Genomic DNA, 16428 nt, shown 5'->3' on the forward strand with positions numbered 1-16428 from the left:
GAAAATGATCGCAAAACGTATCGTAGGGATTGTAGGACCAATTGCTATTGTAGCAGGAGTAGTGGCAGGACTTGGAGCTTTAAAACATCCGGCTACTCTTTCAACAGATGAACAGCAAAAAATTGAAAATAACGTAAAAATGATTGAACAAACAAAATCAGCTGCTGCAGATGCAGTAAATGATGCTGCGGCAGCTGCTGGAAAATAAATCTTACGTAGTAACAAAAAGGCATCGTCCTAGACGATGTCTTTTTTGTGTGCAATGTAATCTATGGATAAAAATGAAAGCGCTTCACAAAATATACAGATGAGTAAAAATGGAGGGTAATATGTGAATAAAAAATTACTGTTGTTTAATATTATTGCTTTTTTATTATTAATTTGTGTTATAGCCGCTTTTTTTATGACTCAATCGAGTACAGATCTTAGTCCTGAAAAGCTGCTTAAAAAAAATAATGATCATTCTTATGGTGTGAGTTCTTCTAATTCTCTGGTAGCAAATGTAGGGATGGACGTATTAAAAGAAGGCGGGAATGCAGTAGATGCGGCCATTGCTATTTCGTATGCCCTTAACGTAGTCGAACCTTTTGGATCTGGAATTGGCGGAGGTGGAGGTATGCTGATTGCCAAAAAAGATCAGCCTGCTACTTTTATCGATTACCGGGAAACCGCTCCAACTTCTATGAGTGGTAAAAACGGGGTGCCGGGATTTGTCGCTGGTATGGAATATATTCAGCAGAAGTATGGGACAAAATCAATGAGTGATTTGATTCAGCCGGCTGTTGAATACGCTGAAAAAGGGTTTGAAGTAGACTCTCTTTTATCGTCTCGATTGTATTACTCTAGAGGAAGGATGGATGTAGACGATCTATCTGCTTTTTATCCTAAGGGAGAAGCAATCGAAGAAGGAGAAACTCTGTCGCAGCCCGTGTTAGCTAAAACACTAATCAAGATTCAGCGAGAGGGTGCGTCTGCATTTTATAAAGGAGATGTGGCACAAGATCTTGCTGATGCAACGCCTATTTCTAAAAAAGACTTATCTTCCTATCAAGTGACAGAAACCAAGCCTGTCGTTTCAACTTACAATGGAACGGAAGTGATTTCAGCGCCTCCGCCTTTTTCCGGAATTACACTGATTCAAATGTTAAAAATGACAGAGAAAGAAAATCTTGAAACAATGCCTGACAAAGAATATTACGAAACGATGAACAGAATTAAAAAGGCAGCTTACTCCGACCGGTTAAAACAAATCGGAGATCCAGACTTTCATAATCAAAACTCAAGTGAATTAGTCAGTGATGATTATATAACAAACTTGGTCAATCACCCGACACGTTCTTCAGGTGAAGGCGATGAAGAACACGAAAGTACAACACATTTTGTGGTTATTGATTCAGAAGGAACCGTCGTATCTACAACTAATACGTTGAGTAACTTCTTTGGTACAGGCGAACAAGTTGACGGCTTTTTTCTTAATAACAATGCTGATACGTTTGGAAGCAAAGAACCGAATAATCGCGAGCCGGGAAAAAGAGCAAGAACTTTTACGGCTCCAACTATTATAAGAGAAAAAGGCGAGTGGGCGATGGGAATAGGTTCTCCGGGCGGAACGCGGATTCCTCAAATTTTAACTCAGGTACTTTCTAAAAACCTTGACGGAAATGAATCGCTTCAAAAAGCTGTAAACGAACCGCGCTTTATTTTTGACGATTCGACTATTTATGTAGAGCCCGATTTAAATACCAAAAATATTCCTTCTGCGTTTCGAATAGAAACAAAGGAAAGCGACGTCTTTTATGGAGGTATTCAAGCGTTAACCATTAATTTTCAAGATAAACAAATGGAAGGAGCCGGAGACCCTAGAAGAAATGGAGTTTGGAAAACAGGAGATTAACGAAGTAAAGATCCCTTCTCATATGCTTAGGCATAGTGAGAAGGCGTTTGAAAATATCGAATGGAATGAAAATCTTTGTCGCTGGAATGAAAATGTACGTAAATGGGGGAACGATCTAAAGCAGGGTGAGCGTTGAAAAACGTGGCATCACCGTAGCGCAATGCTTTTAGCAAGTAAGGCATTTCCTGTTTGAAAATAGCGTGCCGTATGGCTTGAACGGACTTTTCCGTTTGTTCATTGCCAATAAATACGTATACATACAGCGTATCAACACCGTCTTTGTGGAGCCATTCGGCAAAAAGCTCATTTCGCTGTTCATTTAATTGATCAACAGCAAACTTTTCGTCGATCCAAAGAAATAAATCGTCTGTTTGTTCAGAATGTGTGAGCGTATAGCGTCGCCCAATAAAAGGAAAGGTGGGCGTGCTTCCTTGCCGGTATGTGACGCTAAATTGCTGAGGATTAAAAGCAGACAAACGGCATCTTCCTTTCACGCTTTTAAGTAGTTTATGCATAAAAAAGAGAAATTTCACACATTCGTCAAGAATTTTAAGCTGTTTTTCTTACATGCATACTTATGAAAAAGTTGTTACACTGAAGAAAAGAAATAGTGGGTGATAAAAGATGGAGCCGCTGTATATTGTCTTATCAATTTTTTTAGCAGCGATGCTATCGTATGATATTGCTAAATTTGTTCGAGGAGACCGGCCAGATTGGAAAGAGGGTCTCGTGACGGGCCTTGTGTTCGTGGGCTTTTTAGCAGCCATGCAAATGGCTTTTCACATTGTATAGCGACGAAAGAAGCTGGGACAAACGTATTTTAGTTGAAGGAAGATCCGAACGATGAATCGTTCGGATCTTTTATGTTTATGTCTCAATCCCTTTTTTAAAGATATGCCGGATAAGTTCAGTCCGGCAATACTAAAAAGCTTGGATATCGAATAAGCTGTTGTATACTGCATTTTTGATAAAGGGGCTTTTTACTTGTATCGAAAAAAAACACTGCTTTTGAAGCGAAGTTTAGGAGTAGCTGTGTTTCTTTCTGTTATTGCGCTGGGAGTTTGGGTGTTTCAATTTACATTCTTTTCTCCAAGTCATCAAGCCAAATCTGCCGTAAAAGAATTTTATACGCTAGAACAGGAAGGAAACTTTTCGGAATCATGGGACCTTTTTCATTCATCCATGAAAAAGAAATGGACAAAAGGTGCATACATACAAGATCGAGCACACGTATTTCTCAATCATTTCGGGGTAGACACCTTTACTTATTCCATTGAAGATGTTGAAAAAAGAAAGAGCTGGAAGATGGAAAATGATCGTAAAGCGTTTCCTGTTGTTTACGAAATGACCGTTATCCAAACGTATAAAGGGAAATATGGAAACTTTGATTTGGTGCAGAAAGTGTATGCTGTTCGTGAAAAAGGAGAATGGAAAGTCGTGTGGGATTATAAACAGTAGGAGAGCCTGCTGTTTTTTTATTTTCATAAGAAATGAGCATACCTCAGCTGTTAATAGGCCTCTTTTTTAACAGAAAAAACGTTATGTTTTTTTGCGAGTGGGTAAAATGAAAGAAGGAGGCGAACACAGATGAAATTTAAAACGATTTTATTTGATGCATATGGAACACTGTTTGATGTACATACCGTTATTGAAACGTGTGATAAGCTGTATCCGGAGCGGGGAGAAAGCATTAGTCATTTATGGCGTTTGAAGCAAATTGAATACGCCATGCAATATCAGCTGATGGGACGATACGTTGACTTTTATACATTAACAAATCAATCCCTGAAATATGCAGCAGAAGCAAATGATATTGATTTAACGGAACACGAAGAAAAAATGCTGATGAGTGCCTACATGAAGCTGAATGTCTACGATGAAGTCAAAGAGGTGCTCGCCTATTTAAAAGAAAAAGGGTATCGCCTGGCTATTTTTACGAATGGTCCTAAGCACATGATTGATCCGCTTGTTTCTTATCATAATATGAATCATTTATTTGAAGACGTTATTTCCATAGACGAAATCAAACAGTACAAGCCTACGATGGCAAGCTATCACTATGCAAAAAACAAAATGAACGCCAAAAGAGAAGAAGTATTATTTTTGTCATCGAATACATGGGATATTGCCGGTGCTAAAAACTACGGGTTCGCAACGGCTTGGGTCAACCGAAAAGGAAATGTAGCTGAACATAAAGAATTGCAGCCAAACGTAATCATTAAAAGCTTAAATCAGCTTATTAAATAAAAAAAGACGAGCATTTAAGCTCGTCCTTTTTTATTTATTGCTAAATGTATCTTTTGTTTCGCCTACTGCTTTCTGAGCATTTCCTTTTGTTTTCTCAGCTTTTCCTTCACGCTGAAGGTCGCGGTTATTCGTTGCATTTCCCACTTGATCTTTTACTTCACCTTTAGCTTTTGATACATTTCCTTTAACTTTATCTCCTAAACCTTTACTCATTTTAATCTTCCTTTCTATTAGTAATTAAGTAGTGTTACTTGTCTGTTCCACCATTAGAAAGAAATTAAACATATTTTCTGATTTCAACTTAAACAGAAGCTAAGCGTACGATATTCAGGAGTAATTTATAGGCACTATCATTATTATTGTTTGGAGGTTTTAAGCTCCCAATCATCATAAATCTGAGATTCATAAGGCCATGATAATAAGCTTAAAGATTCCACTGCTTTTAGAACAAGAGGCGAAGCATTATCGATGTTGAAATCCTGCGGTGCAATCCACAATGCTTCCAAAGAATCTTGGCCTTCAAACTGTACGGGGTGGGAAAGAAGCTCACCGCCGGCAATGTCTACGTAATAAAATACAGCAATGTGATGCACGTGAGTAAATTCTTTCCACTTACAAGGATACTGAAAATCTGTTGTACCCGCTTGAGAAACAATGTTAATCTCAAAGCCTGTTTCTTCCACAAATTCTCTTTTCATTGCTTCCGTTAATGTTTCACCGTGCTCTAGCTGTCCGCCTGGCAAATCAAAGCGATGAATATACGGACCTCTATTTTTTCGAATAACAAGCAGCTTGTTATCTCGCATACAAATTCCATATACGCCAAAAGCGCGATCATAGTTTGGTTCCATCTTTTTTCACTACTTTCTATAACAGAATGGCTTGATAAAGCATCATTGGATTTCTTTATCCTACCATACATTTTGCTATAGAACCTTTTTTAATGAGCTGCTTTTACAGTAAGCGTGCGGGAAACGGCACTTTCGTCATGCAAACGGTCAACAGAGGTTACAACATATGTGTACGTTTGATTTTTGAGTGCATTTTGATCTACAAACAATTGTGTTTCTCCTGTTTTTCGAACGGTTGTCAGCAGGTTTTCTGCGTTGTTAATGTCGCCTTTTTTATTGCCTTGAAAGCGATAAATGGCATAATAAGCCGAATCATTCTGCTGGTGATCTCGAATTTCAAACGCTGCTTCTTTTGTATGAGGGCCCGCGTTTTTTAATTTTGGTGCTTTTGGGGCCGTATTATCAAGCCAAGGCATTGCTGGAATAAGCGCAGGGTGTTTATAAATATCGTTTTGCAGCTTGTCTTTTATTCCGAGCGGGTTTCGGTTCAAATCTTTCAGGCTAAAATGCATGCTCCCTTGTACTTCTGGAAACTGGTGATTTAGAGCAATTTGCCTTGGATACTCATCGGGATCAGACCAAGCTTCCACCGCGTTGTTATTAATTTTGTAAGCAGCTTGTCCAATATAAAGGTGAACTGGCTTTCCGCGGACTTCATCTCTCCACCAGTTGAGCAGCGTATCGTAAGCAGCGGGTTCAAATCCAATATTCCAATAAATTTGCGGAGTGATGTAATCAATGTATCCATTTTGAATCCACGTACGCGTATCGGCATACAAATCATCGTAGTTTGTTTGTCCAGCAGTCGTCTCAGAGCCGGTTGGATCATTAGCAATGTTTCGCCATACGCCGAACGGACTGATGCCAAATTTCACGTATGATTTTGTTTTTTTAATAGATTTATTTAAATCTCGAACAAGCTGATTAACATTGTCACGCCGCCAGTCTTCAATATTGGAAAACGTTTGAGCACCGTAGGCTTCATATGTTTTTTGATCTGGGAACGGTTGACCTGCAATTTTGTAAGGATAAAAATAGTCGTCCATATGAACAGCATCAATATCATAGTTTCTTACGACTTCGAGCACTTCTTCAATAATAAAGTTTTTTACTTCTGGAATACCTGGGTTGTAGTAGAGTTGTTTTCCGTAGGAGACGACCCAATCAGGATGTTGTTTGGCAGGATGATTATCGGCTAGTTTGTTTAAATCAGTATGATTCATTGTAATGCGGTAAGGGTTAAACCATGCGTGGAATTCTAAGTTGCGCTTATGTGCTTCCTCTACCATAAAGGCCAGAGGATCATAGCCGGGATCTTTTCCTTGTGTACCGGTTAAATATTCTGACCACGGGCCATATTTTGACGGATAAAAGGAATCGGCGGTCGGTTTAATTTGAACAACAACAGCATTCATCCCCATCCTTTTTACTTCATCTAGCAAATAAGTAAACTCTTTTTTCTGCTGTTCAGCCGGAAGGCCAGGCTGAGAAGGCCAATCAATGTTGTATACGCTTGCAATCCAAGCGGCTCGAAGCTCCCGTTTTTGATACGTAGTAGGTACGTCTGCTTTAGCAGGCAATGTGCTCGAACAAAACAGCAGCAAAAACAAGATGCCTCCAACCCATTTTTTAATATGCATGTTCGTTCCTCCTTCTTTTTTGGTTGAGATAAAATTTCTTTCATAATATAGCATGCGGTCGTTATATTCACAATAGATTTTAATAAAATATTCTGAAAAATAAAATAAAGTTTTAAAAATATCAGAAAAATATTGAAATTAAACTTCAGAAAAAATATAATAATGGTAATTTAAAGAATATTTTAGAAATACGTTACTTAACGATGGAGGAATTCATGCGCCAATTTTCCGTACTTACTTTAATCGATGCACAAATGAATCATTACAGTCCTGCTGAAGGAAGAGTAGCTGATTACGTGTTAGAAAATCCTACGACCACGTTGAACTTAACGACCAAACAGCTAGCTAAGCAGTGTCAGTGCAGCGAAGCTACGATTATCCGCTTTTGTCAGCGTGTAGGGATCAATAGTTTTAAAGAATTAAAGATTGAATTAGCAAAAGATGCCCATAAGGTGAATAACGAGCAGCTGCCGAATCTTCCGGTTAATTTTGAAGACGATACCGAAGCTGTGCTTGAAAAAGTCATGAGCAAAAGTATGAGCGCACTGATGAACACGAGTCGTTTAGTGAGCTCTTCTGCAATTGATGAAGCTGCGGAAGCTATTCATGGAGCGAAGCGAGTGTTTTTATACGGAGCAGGAGGGTCATCAGTGGTTGCACTAGATGCTCAGTATAAACTGCTTCGAATTGATATTTCAGCGCTGTTTTCATTAGATAGTCATGTTCAAATGGTGATGGCTACGAATATGACAAAAGATGATGTGCTGTTTGTAGTATCAACTTCTGGTCAAACAAAAGAAGTGGTGGAACTGATGCAAATAGCCAAAGATAAAGGAGCAGCGGTTATTTTGCTAACGCAGCACGGATCATCTCCAGCTTCTAGATTAGCTGATATTCTGCTGGCTATTTCAGTAGAAGAGCAGCATATTCGAATTGGAACGATGAGCGCTCGTATTGCTCAGTTAGCCATTGTAGATGCGATGTTTATACGGTTATGTATTCAAAAAGGCAATCAAGTGTTTGAACGCATAATCGATACACATAATGTAATTCAAAAAATAAAGAGGTAGGGGGAAACGAGAAAATGAAGGTATTGTTTGTATGTTCTGGAGGAATGTCAAGTTCAATTGTGGTAAAAGCATTAAAAACGGAAGCACAAAAGCACGGAACAGATATGGAAGTGCTGGCAATTGGGACAAATGAAGTGGCAGAGGAAATTCAAAAGGGCTGGGACGTTGTAATGGTTGCACCGCAGATTCGTCACCGGTTTAACGCAGTGAAAGCGGAAGCGGATAAAGCTTCTGTTCCATGCGGGCCCATTCCGCCGCAGGCTTATACGCCGCTTGGAGGTCCGACGCTTTATAAAACGGTTCAACAGCTCGTTAGCTGAGGAAAGCAGGTGTATTCCTGCTTTTTAAATAAATAGGGGATTTATTACACAAGGGGAGAATATAGAGGGGGAAAGGGTATATGAGCAAATTTGTGTCGTTTTTAGAGAACAATTTATCGGGACCCATGGCCAGGTTATCAGAACAGCGGCATCTTCAAGCCATTCGTGATGGTGTTATTTCCGCTTTGCCGTTTATTATTATTGGAAGTTTTTTCTTGATTCTAGCATTTCCGCCTGTGCCTCAAGATAGCACAATTGCGAAATGGGCAGCTGACAACAGCGCCAACATTTTAATACCGTATCGAGTAACGATGTTTATTATGTCTTTATATATAGCCTTTGGGATAGGGTATAACTTGTCCAAAAGCTATAATCTCGATCCGCTGTCAGGAGCACAAATTGCAGTAGCTGCACTACTTCTTACGCTGACTCCAAAGCTGATTGAAGAAGAAGGGTTTATGCTTCCAATGACCAATCTGGGAGGTCACGGTTTATTTGTAACGATGATTGTATCGATTTTATCGGTCGAGATTCTCAGGTTTTGTAAAGCAAAAAATGTCACCATTAAAATGCCGGAACAAGTGCCGCCTTCGGTATCGAGGTCTTTTGAAGCACTAATACCGGTTGCGATTGTTGTTGTACTTATGACGATTATTACGATTGTTTTAGGTATCGATCTTCACCATTTAGTTGATAAACTAGTTGCTCCGCTTGTAGAAGCTGGAGATAGTTTAGCAGGAGTGTTAATACCCGTTTTCTTAATTACGTTTTTCTGGTCATTTGGAATACACGGCGTCTCTGTTGTTGGGACAGTGGCACGTCCTGTATGGGAAGTGTACTTAGCGAAAAATGCTGAAGCGGTAGCAGATGGAGCTTCCACACTTCCGTATATTGCACCTGAAACGTTCTTTCAGTGGTTTGTGTGGATCGGAGGATCTGGAGCAACGCTGGGCCTTGTTTTAGCGATGCTGTTTTTCTCAAAATCTAAATATTCGAAAGCGCTTTCTAGAACATCTTTTATTCCAGCGGTTTTTAATATTAACGAACCAATTATTTTCGGTTTGCCAATTGTCTTAAATCCTATTTTAATTATTCCATTTATCATTATCCCGATTATTACAACGATCATTTCATACGCAGCAACGGCGACAGGTCTTATTACGCCAACCTACGTAATGGTTCCATGGACGCTCCCGGCGCCGATCGGAGCTTATCTATCAACCGGAGGAGACTGGCGGGCGGTTGTGCTAGTCGTTATTAATATTGCTATTTCTGTTGTCATTTATCTTCCGTTCTTTAAAATGTATGATCGAAAGATGGTCGAAATGGAAAAAAGCGATGAAGCAACGGTTGCACCATCCGATAGTTCAGTTCAAATGTAAAGAAAGAGAAGCCAACTTGTTTGGCTTCTATCTCTTTAGTAGGAGTGAGGGTCAATGTTTGTTCGGTTTCGATATAAAACTGTGTTTTTATTTCTGCTAACCATGGTTCTTTGCAACGTTATTTTTACACCTCTGCTGCAGTATGCTGGTTTATCAGCGCAGCATAGTTTATTTGCCATTACAAGCCTATCAGCAGCGCTGCTTACAACATTTATTTCCATTCGGCTTTCAACCGCAGCTTTATCTATAACCGCCGTTTGTATACGCTTTGTTCTGCTTGGAATAGGGTGCACAGCCGTTACATATTTAGCCGTTTTTTAACAAGGAGGGGCAAAAAATGAAAGTAGTGACAATAGGGGGAGGATCAAGCTATACACCTGAATTGGTCGAAGGGTTTATTAAACGATATGATGAGCTTCCAATTCGAGAGCTATGGCTTGTAGATGTTGAAGAAGGAAAAGAGAAACTTGAAATTGTAGGAGCACTTGCGAGAAGAATGGTCAAAAAAGCAGGTGTTGATATGGAAATTCATTTAACGCTTGATCGACAAAAAGCGTTGATAAATGCTGATTTTGTAACGACACAGCTTAGAGTAGGTCAGCTTGATGCGCGTATTCAAGATGAACGCATCCCTCTTAAGTACGGAATGATTGGTCAAGAGACAAACGGGGCGGGAGGATTATTTAAGGGTTTACGAACGATACCGGTTTTGTTGAAAATTGCCGAGGAAATACACGAAGTTTGTCCAAACGCCTGGCTTATTAATTTTACAAATCCTGCAGGTATGGTAACGGAGGCGCTGCTTCGCTACGGAAAGCACTCTAAGGTAGTAGGAGTTTGTAACCTGCCTGTACATATGACAAACTCCATCGCGGGCTTGCTTCAAGTAGAAAAAGAAGATGTTCACATTGAATTTGCAGGGTTAAATCACTTGGTATATGGACTGCATGTGTATGTCAAAGGAAAGGAAGTAACGCAAGAAGTCATTCAGCGATTAAGTGATCCCAAGTCTCAAGTAACAATGAGAAACATAGCTCCTATTCCATGGCAACCGGACTTTTTGGAAGCTCTTGGCGTGATTTTATGTCCTTATCACCGCTACTACTACAAAACAAAAGAAATATTAGCAGAAGAGCTTCTGACCTTTCAGTCAGGTACCACACGCGCTGAAGTGGTCAAAGCATTAGAAGCCGAGCTTTTTGAACTCTATAAAAATCCAAATCTAGAAATGAAGCCACCGCAGCTGGAAAAACGAGGGGGCGCTTATTACAGCGATGCCGCATGCAATTTAATTTCATCCATTTATAACGATAAAGGCGATATTCAAACATTGAATGTAAAAAACAATGGCGCTATCTCCTCACTTCCAAACCAATCTGCGGTTGAAGTAAACTGTGTAGTAACAAAGCAAGGGCCAGTACCGCTCGCTGTCGGTGAACTTCCGGTAGAAGTGAATGGACTTGTGCAGCAAATTAAATCGTTTGAACGAGTAGGAGCAGAAGCTGCGGTTACAGGATCTTATGAAAAAGCACTGGTTGCGCTGAGCATTAATCCGCTTGTTCCAAGTGACGAGCTGGCTAAGACGGTCTTAGATGAACTGCTTCAAGCTCATCGCAAGTATTTACCCGTTTTTTTTAAGGAAGTGAACGCGTAGTATGTATGCTGTTGGACTTATGTCAGGAACGTCACTCGACGGAATTGATGCAGCTCTTGTGGAGATTGAAGGAAGCGGCTATGAAAGTAAAGTTAAGCTTCTTCATTTCATTACCATGCCGTTTTCATCGCAGTTAAAAAAAGAAATTGAGCAGGCGCTTTCTTTTGAACATTCAAATGTACAGCTGATCTGCAGCTTAAATTTTAAACTTGGCTATGCATTTGCGGATGCAGTGAAAAAAGTGTGCCAAGAAGCTCGCTTTTCTCTTGAACAAATAGATGTTGTTGGATCGCATGGTCAAACCATTTACCATCAGCCTTATGCTTCGGGAAGTACAGCGATGTCTACACTCCAAATTGGAGAGCCGGCTGTTATTGCCTATGAAACCAAAACGAAGGTAGTAGCAAACTTCAGAGTGATGGACATGGCAGCAGGCGGGCAAGGTGCTCCGTTAGTTCCTCACACGGAACGGATTTTGTACAGCCACGCTGACCGTACAAGGCTGCTTCAAAACGTTGGAGGTATTGGAAATGTAACGTTAATTCCGCCAAAAAAATCTCCTATACCGGTAGTAGCTTTTGATACGGGGCCGGGAAACATGATGATAGACGAAGCGTGTCAGCAGCTTTTTAATGTTTCATTTGATGAAAATGGGCGTTTAGCAGCTGGAGGAAAGATTATTTCAGAGCTTTTAGAAGACTGTATGAATCATGATTACATGAAGTTTTCTCCTCCTAAATCGACGGGAAGAGAGCTGTTCGGTACACAGTACACAAAGAGACTGCTAGAGAAATATAGCAAACATAAAAAAGAAGATCTGCTAGCCACGATTACTATGTTCACGGCATCATCCATTGTACATCACTATGAAATATTTATTTTTCCTGCCTATTCTATTGACGAAGTGATTATTGGAGGAGGCGGAAGTTATAATAATACGCTGATGAATATGATTAAAACGCAGCTCGGGAAGCGCTGCAGCGTGTATACACAAGAAGAAATTGGAATGTCTTCAGAAGCAAAAGAAGCCGTAGCTTTTGCGTTGCTCGCAAATGAAACACTTTCAGGTTATGCAAGCAATGTACCAAGTGCAACCGGCGCCTTGTCTCCTGTAATATTAGGAAACATTACGCCTGCACCACTATAAAAAAGGGGATGGAAGAAATGACAGAAGCAGCAAATATGGAAAATGAAATTTTTGAACTTATTGCATATGGAGGAAATGCTAGGTCACTTGCATATGAAGCGTTAGAAGCAGCTGAAGACTATGATTTTACTAAAGCTGACGAACTTTTAAAACAGTCTCAAGAAGAGCTTAGTCATGCTCATAAAACGCAAACCGCGCTTATTCAACGTGAATTAAACGGAAAAACAATTGAAAAGTCCCTGCTTTTAATTCACGCACAAGACCATTTAATGACGGCTATTTCAGAGCAAAAATTAATTGAGCATATGATTAAGCTTATTAAAAAATTTAAAAAAGAAGGCGAAAATCAATGAAAAAGCTAGGTATTGCGATTTATCCGGAACATTCGACTGTCGAAAAAGATAAAGCGTATATAGCACTTGCGCATCAATACGGATTTACCCGCATTTTTACATGCTTGCTTTCTGTTGAAGGCGATCAGAAAAAAGTAATGGCAAATTTTAAAGAAACCATTGAGTTTGCTAATGAGCTAGAGATGGAAGTAGTAGTGGACATCGCTCCTCGCGTATTTGGAGCGCTTGGCATTTCTTATGATGACTTATCTTTTTTTCACGAATTAGGGGCTTATGCTATTCGTCTTGATTTAGGGTATACGGGAAATGAAGAGTCCATTATGACTTTTAATCCATACGGCTTAAAAATTGAAATTAATATGAGCAATGCGACGAAGTATGTGGATAATATTTTAAGTTACCGACCGAATCGAAAGCAGCTGCTCGGGTCGCATAATTTTTATCCTCATCGATACGCGGGATTGTCGTATGATCACTTTGTAAAGTGTTCAGCATTGTTTAAAGAACATAACCTTGAAACAGCAGCCTTTATTAATTCACCAAGCGCTACTTTTGGGCCGTGGCCTGTTACTGAAGGGCTTTGTACGCTTGAAATGCACCGTACGCTTCCGATCGACGTGCAGGCTAAGCATCTTTTTAAAACGGGATTAATTGATTGTGCAATTATCGCCAATGCTTATGCATCAGAAGAAGAAATGAAGGCGCTGCGTGATGTTGTTCAGCAAGAGCGCTTTACTTTTAACGTGAACCTGTATGATACGATTACCGAGCTTGAGAAAAAAATTGTGCTGGAAGAGTTTCATTTTTACCGCGGAGACGTATCCGATTATTTAATTCGCTCTACGCAAAGCCGAGTAAAATATAAAAAAGAAGAATTCAAGCCTACGCATACTCCTTCCATTCGAAGAGGCGATATTTTAATAGAAAATGAACTCTACGGACAGTACAAAGGAGAGCTGCAAATTGCGCTGTTAGACATGGAGAACTCAGGTAAAACAAACGTAGTAGGACGCATTGCAGAAGAGGAAATATTCTTATTAAATGAACTGCAGCCATGGGACAAATTTGCTTTTTGTGAGCGGTGATAAAATGGACTATATTATTGGTATCGACGGCGGGGGAACAAAAACAGAAGGCGCTGCGTACAGCTTAGACGGTCAAGAGCTCGCTGCTTCAAAAAGTGGCTATGGAAATTTGCTTATTCATTACGATACGGCTATTACTCATATTGATGAATGTATTACGGCGTGCAAAACTGCGCTTGCTGGTCATACATGTAAAGGCATTTCACTAGGGCTTGCTGGAAGTAAAGCATTATCTAAAGAAGAAATAAAAAGATATTTTTACGATCGTTATCAGGTAGAAGTAGGTTTATATGATGACGCCATGATTGCACATGAAGCACTACTGCATGGAAAAGACGGGATTTTAACCATTGCAGGAACTGGAGCCGTCAGCATTGGGAAAAAAGACGGAGTGTACGAATACGGAGGAGGGTGGGGACATCTTCTTGGAGATGAAGGAAGCGGATATTGGATTGGTCTTCAAGCACTGATATTGCTGACGAAAGAGCATGATCAAAGCCTTCCTTACAGCAGCCTTAGTCAGACAATCTTGCAACATGTAAAAGCAGATACCATACACGATATAAAAAAGTTTGTCTATTCATCTCCTAAATCAGAAGTTGCTTCACTCACTCCGCTTGTTGTAAATCAAGCGAGAAATCATAAACAAGAAGCTAGTGACATTCTTCAACAGGCTGGAAAGAACCTTGCAAACATGACTCTTCATTTATATAAGAAACAGCGCTTTGAAGGGAGCTGCTTACTGGCCTGCAAAGGCAGCATTTTAACGGAAATTCCAGAAGTGTTTGATGTTTATAAAAAAGCATGTGAAAAAGAAATAAAGCATATCCAGTGGGCAACACAGCAAGTATCATCTGCTAAAGGAGCTTATCAGCTGTTCATGAACGAGTATAAATAGAGAAAAAATGATGGTGGAAAAGGCAGGGGATCACAGTGAACTTAAATCATATCTTAACAGAAAAACGCAATCCGCAAACCTTAAACATTGATGAATTATCAAGTCTGGAAATTGTAAAAAAAATTAATGAAGAAGATCATCAAGTGCCTCAGGCAATCAATAAGGTGCTGCCTGTTATTGCTCTGTTAGTAGATGAAATTGTCAGTGCTTTTAAACAAGGCGGACGTCTTATTTATATCGGAGCAGGTACAAGCGGGCGGCTAGGTGTATTAGATGCATCTGAGTGTGTACCAACATTCGGTACACCTGCCGAACAAGTAATTGGGATCATAGCCGGAGGAGACAAAGCGCTCCGGCATGCGTTAGAAGGAGCAGAAGATAATAAAAAACAAGCGATAGAAGATTTGAAAGCAATTAATTTATCAAATAAAGATATTCTTGTAGGTATAGCTGCAAGTGGAAGAACTCCGTATACACTCTCAGCGCTTGCGTATGCAAACAGCCTGGGGACAGTAACGGGCTGCGTTGTCAATTCTCCTCAATCACCTATGGAACAAGAAGCAAAATATGCAATAGTAGCAGAATCAGGGCCGGAAGTTGTGACAGGTTCAACCAGAATGAAAGCAGGAACTGCTCAAAAGCTTGTTCTTAATATGCTGACGACCGCTTCTATGATTCAAATTGGTAAAGTCTATAGCAATCTAATGGTAGACGTACAGCCGACTAACGATAAACTCGTACAGCGTGCTAAAAATATTATTGCGGAACTAACAGGCGTCTCATCAGAAGAGGCAGCGGAAATTTTACAAACCTACAAAACGCCAAAAGCCGCCATCCTTGCGCTTCTTACTTCTACAGAAGGTGATGAGGTGCACCGGCTGCTTGATAAGCATGACGGACATTTAAAAAAAGCCATTGGAGAAGCAATGGAACAGCAGACTAAAGATTAACTCTTAAAAGAAGTGCATACAGCACTTCTTTTTTATTGAGTACATTTTTTGCACAATGTATGTGGATGAATTCGGTCTAATCATTTTGTGGGCAAGAACTACTAACGTATACGATAGAGCCCGGTGAGGCTAACCGCCTGTTAGCTCAGCGTCTGTTATCAAATTTACTATTGTAAAAAAGTTTATTTTCTCTAGTTAAATTAGCATGTGCGCTCTTATAATCCTTTGGTTATTTCTCCTTATGACGATATAAACGTCAATATGGTATTATCAAAAGTTAAAGGGGTATTAAAAGGTGTGTGGAAACAATGGATCGAAAAAAAGCCGCATCAGTAGCTGGAGCATTGGTCATTGCCGTAGGAATTTGGCTGTTTCAAAGCGGGAAATTTAAAAGTGAAGCGCAGGCAGATAAGTTTACGAGTACGTTTTTGGTCGATCATGAACAAACAGACAATGGATTTGAATTATTTACTTCGGATACCAATCAATATAGAATGTGGTTTCCGCTTCAGTATGTTATTCATAAATCTTCTTATAAAAGCAGTGAAGATGAAAGTGAAGTATGGACAGCATCAACGAAGGAAAATGATTCATACAATGCTGGGAAAATAACGGCTTTATTTTCTAAGAAAAAAAGCAAAGCAGCTCAAAATAAAATGGATGCGTTTCAGCCTGATTACATGTTAAAAGGTAAAAACGCAACGATTTATGTGAAAAAACAAACAAGAGATGGAAAACATAGCATTTATCATGCTTATGTGAATGATGATTATTCAGACAAGTATATTTACTATACGTTTGAACTAAAAAGCAGCGAACAGACAAACAGTACAAAACAGCAGTATTGGGTAGAGAAAATTCTTCTAAATACACAGTTTCAAAAAAACTCAGCTGAATAGTCAGCTGAGTTTTTACGTAAGGGTTCATAATGCTTTTG

20 protein-coding genes are annotated in these 16428 nt (G+C 39.7%); 16 read left to right on the forward strand and 4 right to left on the reverse strand.

The annotated features are described in order from the left end of the window. Positions 1 to 4: 4 nt before the first annotated feature. Both AC2YJL_RS20220 and AC2YJL_RS20225 read left to right on the forward strand, forming a co-directional pair. Complete coding sequence (locus AC2YJL_RS20220) at positions 5 to 208, forward strand: CapE family protein (protein ID WP_016763265.1); 204 nt, start codon at positions 5 to 7, stop codon at positions 206 to 208. A 123-nt stretch (positions 209 to 331) separates the two neighbouring features. After that, positions 332 to 1894, forward strand: a complete 1563-nt coding sequence (locus tag AC2YJL_RS20225) for a gamma-glutamyltransferase family protein (RefSeq protein WP_487374905.1) — start codon at positions 332 to 334, stop codon at positions 1892 to 1894. 26 nt (positions 1895 to 1920) lie between these two features. On the opposite strand, the gene AC2YJL_RS20230 is transcribed toward AC2YJL_RS20225, so the two are convergent. Continuing rightward, on the reverse strand, positions 1921 to 2370 hold the full coding sequence (locus tag AC2YJL_RS20230; RefSeq protein ID WP_013082016.1) for a staygreen family protein: 450 nt from the start codon (positions 2368 to 2370) through the stop codon (positions 1921 to 1923). 148 nt (positions 2371 to 2518) lie between these two features. Here AC2YJL_RS20230 and AC2YJL_RS20235 point away from each other — a divergent pair, with 148 nt between their 5' ends. From AC2YJL_RS20235 to AC2YJL_RS20245, 3 genes are all read left to right on the forward strand, one after another. Beyond that, a complete protein-coding gene (locus AC2YJL_RS20235; protein WP_013055713.1) occupies positions 2519 to 2686 on the forward strand; it encodes a hypothetical protein in 168 nt (55 codons plus the stop codon). 192 nt (positions 2687 to 2878) lie between these two features. Further along, positions 2879 to 3352 (forward strand): hypothetical protein, encoded by a 474-nt coding sequence (locus AC2YJL_RS20240; RefSeq protein WP_230931905.1) that lies wholly within the window; start codon positions 2879 to 2881, stop codon positions 3350 to 3352. A 129-nt stretch (positions 3353 to 3481) separates the two neighbouring features. Beyond that, positions 3482 to 4141 carry a haloacid dehalogenase type II gene (locus AC2YJL_RS20245; protein ID WP_028412245.1) on the forward strand — a complete coding sequence of 220 codons (660 nt, stop codon included), beginning with the start codon at positions 3482 to 3484 and terminating at the stop codon, positions 4139 to 4141. 30 nt (positions 4142 to 4171) lie between these two features. Here the strand turns inward: AC2YJL_RS20245 and AC2YJL_RS20250 are convergent, their stop codons facing one another. The 3 genes from AC2YJL_RS20250 to AC2YJL_RS20260 all read right to left on the reverse strand — a co-directional run bounded on the left by AC2YJL_RS20250 (position 4172) and on the right by AC2YJL_RS20260 (position 6632). Next, positions 4172 to 4354: a CsbD family protein gene (locus tag AC2YJL_RS20250; protein WP_013082019.1), complete on the reverse strand. Its 183-nt coding sequence runs from the start codon at positions 4352 to 4354 to the stop codon at positions 4172 to 4174. A 143-nt stretch (positions 4355 to 4497) separates the two neighbouring features. Further along, complete coding sequence (locus AC2YJL_RS20255) at positions 4498 to 4992, reverse strand: NUDIX hydrolase (RefSeq protein ID WP_230931906.1); 495 nt, start codon at positions 4990 to 4992, stop codon at positions 4498 to 4500. Positions 4993 to 5081: 89 nt separating this feature from the next. Continuing rightward, complete coding sequence (locus tag AC2YJL_RS20260) at positions 5082 to 6632, reverse strand: glycoside hydrolase family 10-like protein (protein ID WP_487374906.1); 1551 nt, start codon at positions 6630 to 6632, stop codon at positions 5082 to 5084. A gap of 215 nt (positions 6633 to 6847) precedes the next feature. On the opposite strand from AC2YJL_RS20260, the gene AC2YJL_RS20265 reads away from it, so the two are divergent. From AC2YJL_RS20265 to AC2YJL_RS20315, 11 genes are all read left to right on the forward strand, one after another. Next, positions 6848 to 7702, forward strand: coding sequence for a MurR/RpiR family transcriptional regulator (locus AC2YJL_RS20265; RefSeq protein ID WP_407819183.1), 855 nt, complete (start codon positions 6848 to 6850; stop codon positions 7700 to 7702). Positions 7703 to 7716: 14 nt separating this feature from the next. Next, entirely contained in the window at positions 7717 to 8022 is a 306-nt protein-coding gene (locus AC2YJL_RS20270) for a PTS sugar transporter subunit IIB (protein ID WP_013082023.1), read from the forward strand. Positions 8023 to 8102: 80 nt separating this feature from the next. After that, a complete protein-coding gene (locus AC2YJL_RS20275) occupies positions 8103 to 9404 on the forward strand; it encodes a PTS sugar transporter subunit IIC (protein WP_221783956.1) in 1302 nt (433 codons plus the stop codon). A gap of 54 nt (positions 9405 to 9458) precedes the next feature. After that, positions 9459 to 9725 (forward strand): hypothetical protein, encoded by a 267-nt coding sequence (locus tag AC2YJL_RS20280; protein ID WP_230931907.1) that lies wholly within the window; start codon positions 9459 to 9461, stop codon positions 9723 to 9725. A gap of 16 nt (positions 9726 to 9741) precedes the next feature. After that, positions 9742 to 11058 carry a 6-phospho-beta-glucosidase gene (locus tag AC2YJL_RS20285; RefSeq protein WP_230931908.1) on the forward strand — a complete coding sequence of 439 codons (1317 nt, stop codon included), beginning with the start codon at positions 9742 to 9744 and terminating at the stop codon, positions 11056 to 11058. A gap of 1 nt (position 11059) precedes the next feature. Then, entirely contained in the window at positions 11060 to 12205 is a 1146-nt protein-coding gene (gene anmK, locus AC2YJL_RS20290) for an anhydro-N-acetylmuramic acid kinase AnmK (protein ID WP_487374907.1), read from the forward strand. A gap of 17 nt (positions 12206 to 12222) precedes the next feature. Then, positions 12223 to 12558 (forward strand): PTS lactose/cellobiose transporter subunit IIA, encoded by a 336-nt coding sequence (locus AC2YJL_RS20295; RefSeq protein WP_195695194.1) that lies wholly within the window; start codon positions 12223 to 12225, stop codon positions 12556 to 12558. After that, the gene (locus AC2YJL_RS20300; protein WP_050688402.1) at positions 12555 to 13643 is read left to right on the forward strand and encodes a DUF871 domain-containing protein; all 1089 of its coding nucleotides are present in this window, start codon (positions 12555 to 12557) and stop codon (positions 13641 to 13643) included. Before AC2YJL_RS20295 ends, AC2YJL_RS20300 begins: the two co-directional genes overlap by 4 nt. A gap of 4 nt (positions 13644 to 13647) precedes the next feature. After that, positions 13648 to 14541 (forward strand): BadF/BadG/BcrA/BcrD ATPase family protein, encoded by an 894-nt coding sequence (locus AC2YJL_RS20305; protein ID WP_230931910.1) that lies wholly within the window; start codon positions 13648 to 13650, stop codon positions 14539 to 14541. A gap of 35 nt (positions 14542 to 14576) precedes the next feature. After that, positions 14577 to 15491: an N-acetylmuramic acid 6-phosphate etherase gene (murQ, locus tag AC2YJL_RS20310; protein ID WP_230931911.1), complete on the forward strand. Its 915-nt coding sequence runs from the start codon at positions 14577 to 14579 to the stop codon at positions 15489 to 15491. A 308-nt stretch (positions 15492 to 15799) separates the two neighbouring features. After that, entirely contained in the window at positions 15800 to 16390 is a 591-nt protein-coding gene (locus AC2YJL_RS20315) for a hypothetical protein (protein ID WP_098600133.1), read from the forward strand. Positions 16391 to 16428: the final 38 nt, after the last annotated feature.

It is taken from the genome of Priestia sp. SRI_019 (genome assembly GCF_057586255.1).

Excerpts from the sequence above, each read along its gene's own strand:
- AC2YJL_RS20315 (WP_098600133.1), top strand. The coding sequence starts at position 15,800 with ATGGATCGAAAAAAAGCCGCATCAGTAGCTGGAGCATTGGTCATTGCC.
- AC2YJL_RS20305 (WP_230931910.1), top strand. The coding sequence starts at position 13,648 with ATGGACTATATTATTGGTATCGACGGCGGGGGAACAAAAACAGAAGGC.
- AC2YJL_RS20260 (WP_487374906.1), bottom strand. The coding sequence starts at position 6,632 with ATGCATATTAAAAAATGGGTTGGAGGCATCTTGTTTTTGCTGCTGTTT.
- AC2YJL_RS20295 (WP_195695194.1), top strand. The coding sequence starts at position 12,223 with ATGACAGAAGCAGCAAATATGGAAAATGAAATTTTTGAACTTATTGCA.
- AC2YJL_RS20285 (WP_230931908.1), top strand. The coding sequence starts at position 9,742 with ATGAAAGTAGTGACAATAGGGGGAGGATCAAGCTATACACCTGAATTG.
- AC2YJL_RS20235 (WP_013055713.1), top strand. The coding sequence starts at position 2,519 with ATGGAGCCGCTGTATATTGTCTTATCAATTTTTTTAGCAGCGATGCTA.
- AC2YJL_RS20250 (WP_013082019.1), bottom strand. The coding sequence starts at position 4,354 with ATGAGTAAAGGTTTAGGAGATAAAGTTAAAGGAAATGTATCAAAAGCT.
- AC2YJL_RS20275 (WP_221783956.1), top strand. The coding sequence starts at position 8,103 with ATGAGCAAATTTGTGTCGTTTTTAGAGAACAATTTATCGGGACCCATG.
- AC2YJL_RS20255 (WP_230931906.1), bottom strand. The coding sequence starts at position 4,992 with ATGGAACCAAACTATGATCGCGCTTTTGGCGTATATGGAATTTGTATG.
- anmK (WP_487374907.1), top strand. The coding sequence starts at position 11,060 with ATGTATGCTGTTGGACTTATGTCAGGAACGTCACTCGACGGAATTGAT.
- AC2YJL_RS20280 (WP_230931907.1), top strand. The coding sequence starts at position 9,459 with ATGTTTGTTCGGTTTCGATATAAAACTGTGTTTTTATTTCTGCTAACC.
- AC2YJL_RS20265 (WP_407819183.1), top strand. The coding sequence starts at position 6,848 with ATGCGCCAATTTTCCGTACTTACTTTAATCGATGCACAAATGAATCAT.
- AC2YJL_RS20220 (WP_016763265.1), top strand. The coding sequence starts at position 5 with ATGATCGCAAAACGTATCGTAGGGATTGTAGGACCAATTGCTATTGTA.
- AC2YJL_RS20300 (WP_050688402.1), top strand. The coding sequence starts at position 12,555 with ATGAAAAAGCTAGGTATTGCGATTTATCCGGAACATTCGACTGTCGAA.
- AC2YJL_RS20245 (WP_028412245.1), top strand. The coding sequence starts at position 3,482 with ATGAAATTTAAAACGATTTTATTTGATGCATATGGAACACTGTTTGAT.
- AC2YJL_RS20270 (WP_013082023.1), top strand. The coding sequence starts at position 7,717 with ATGAAGGTATTGTTTGTATGTTCTGGAGGAATGTCAAGTTCAATTGTG.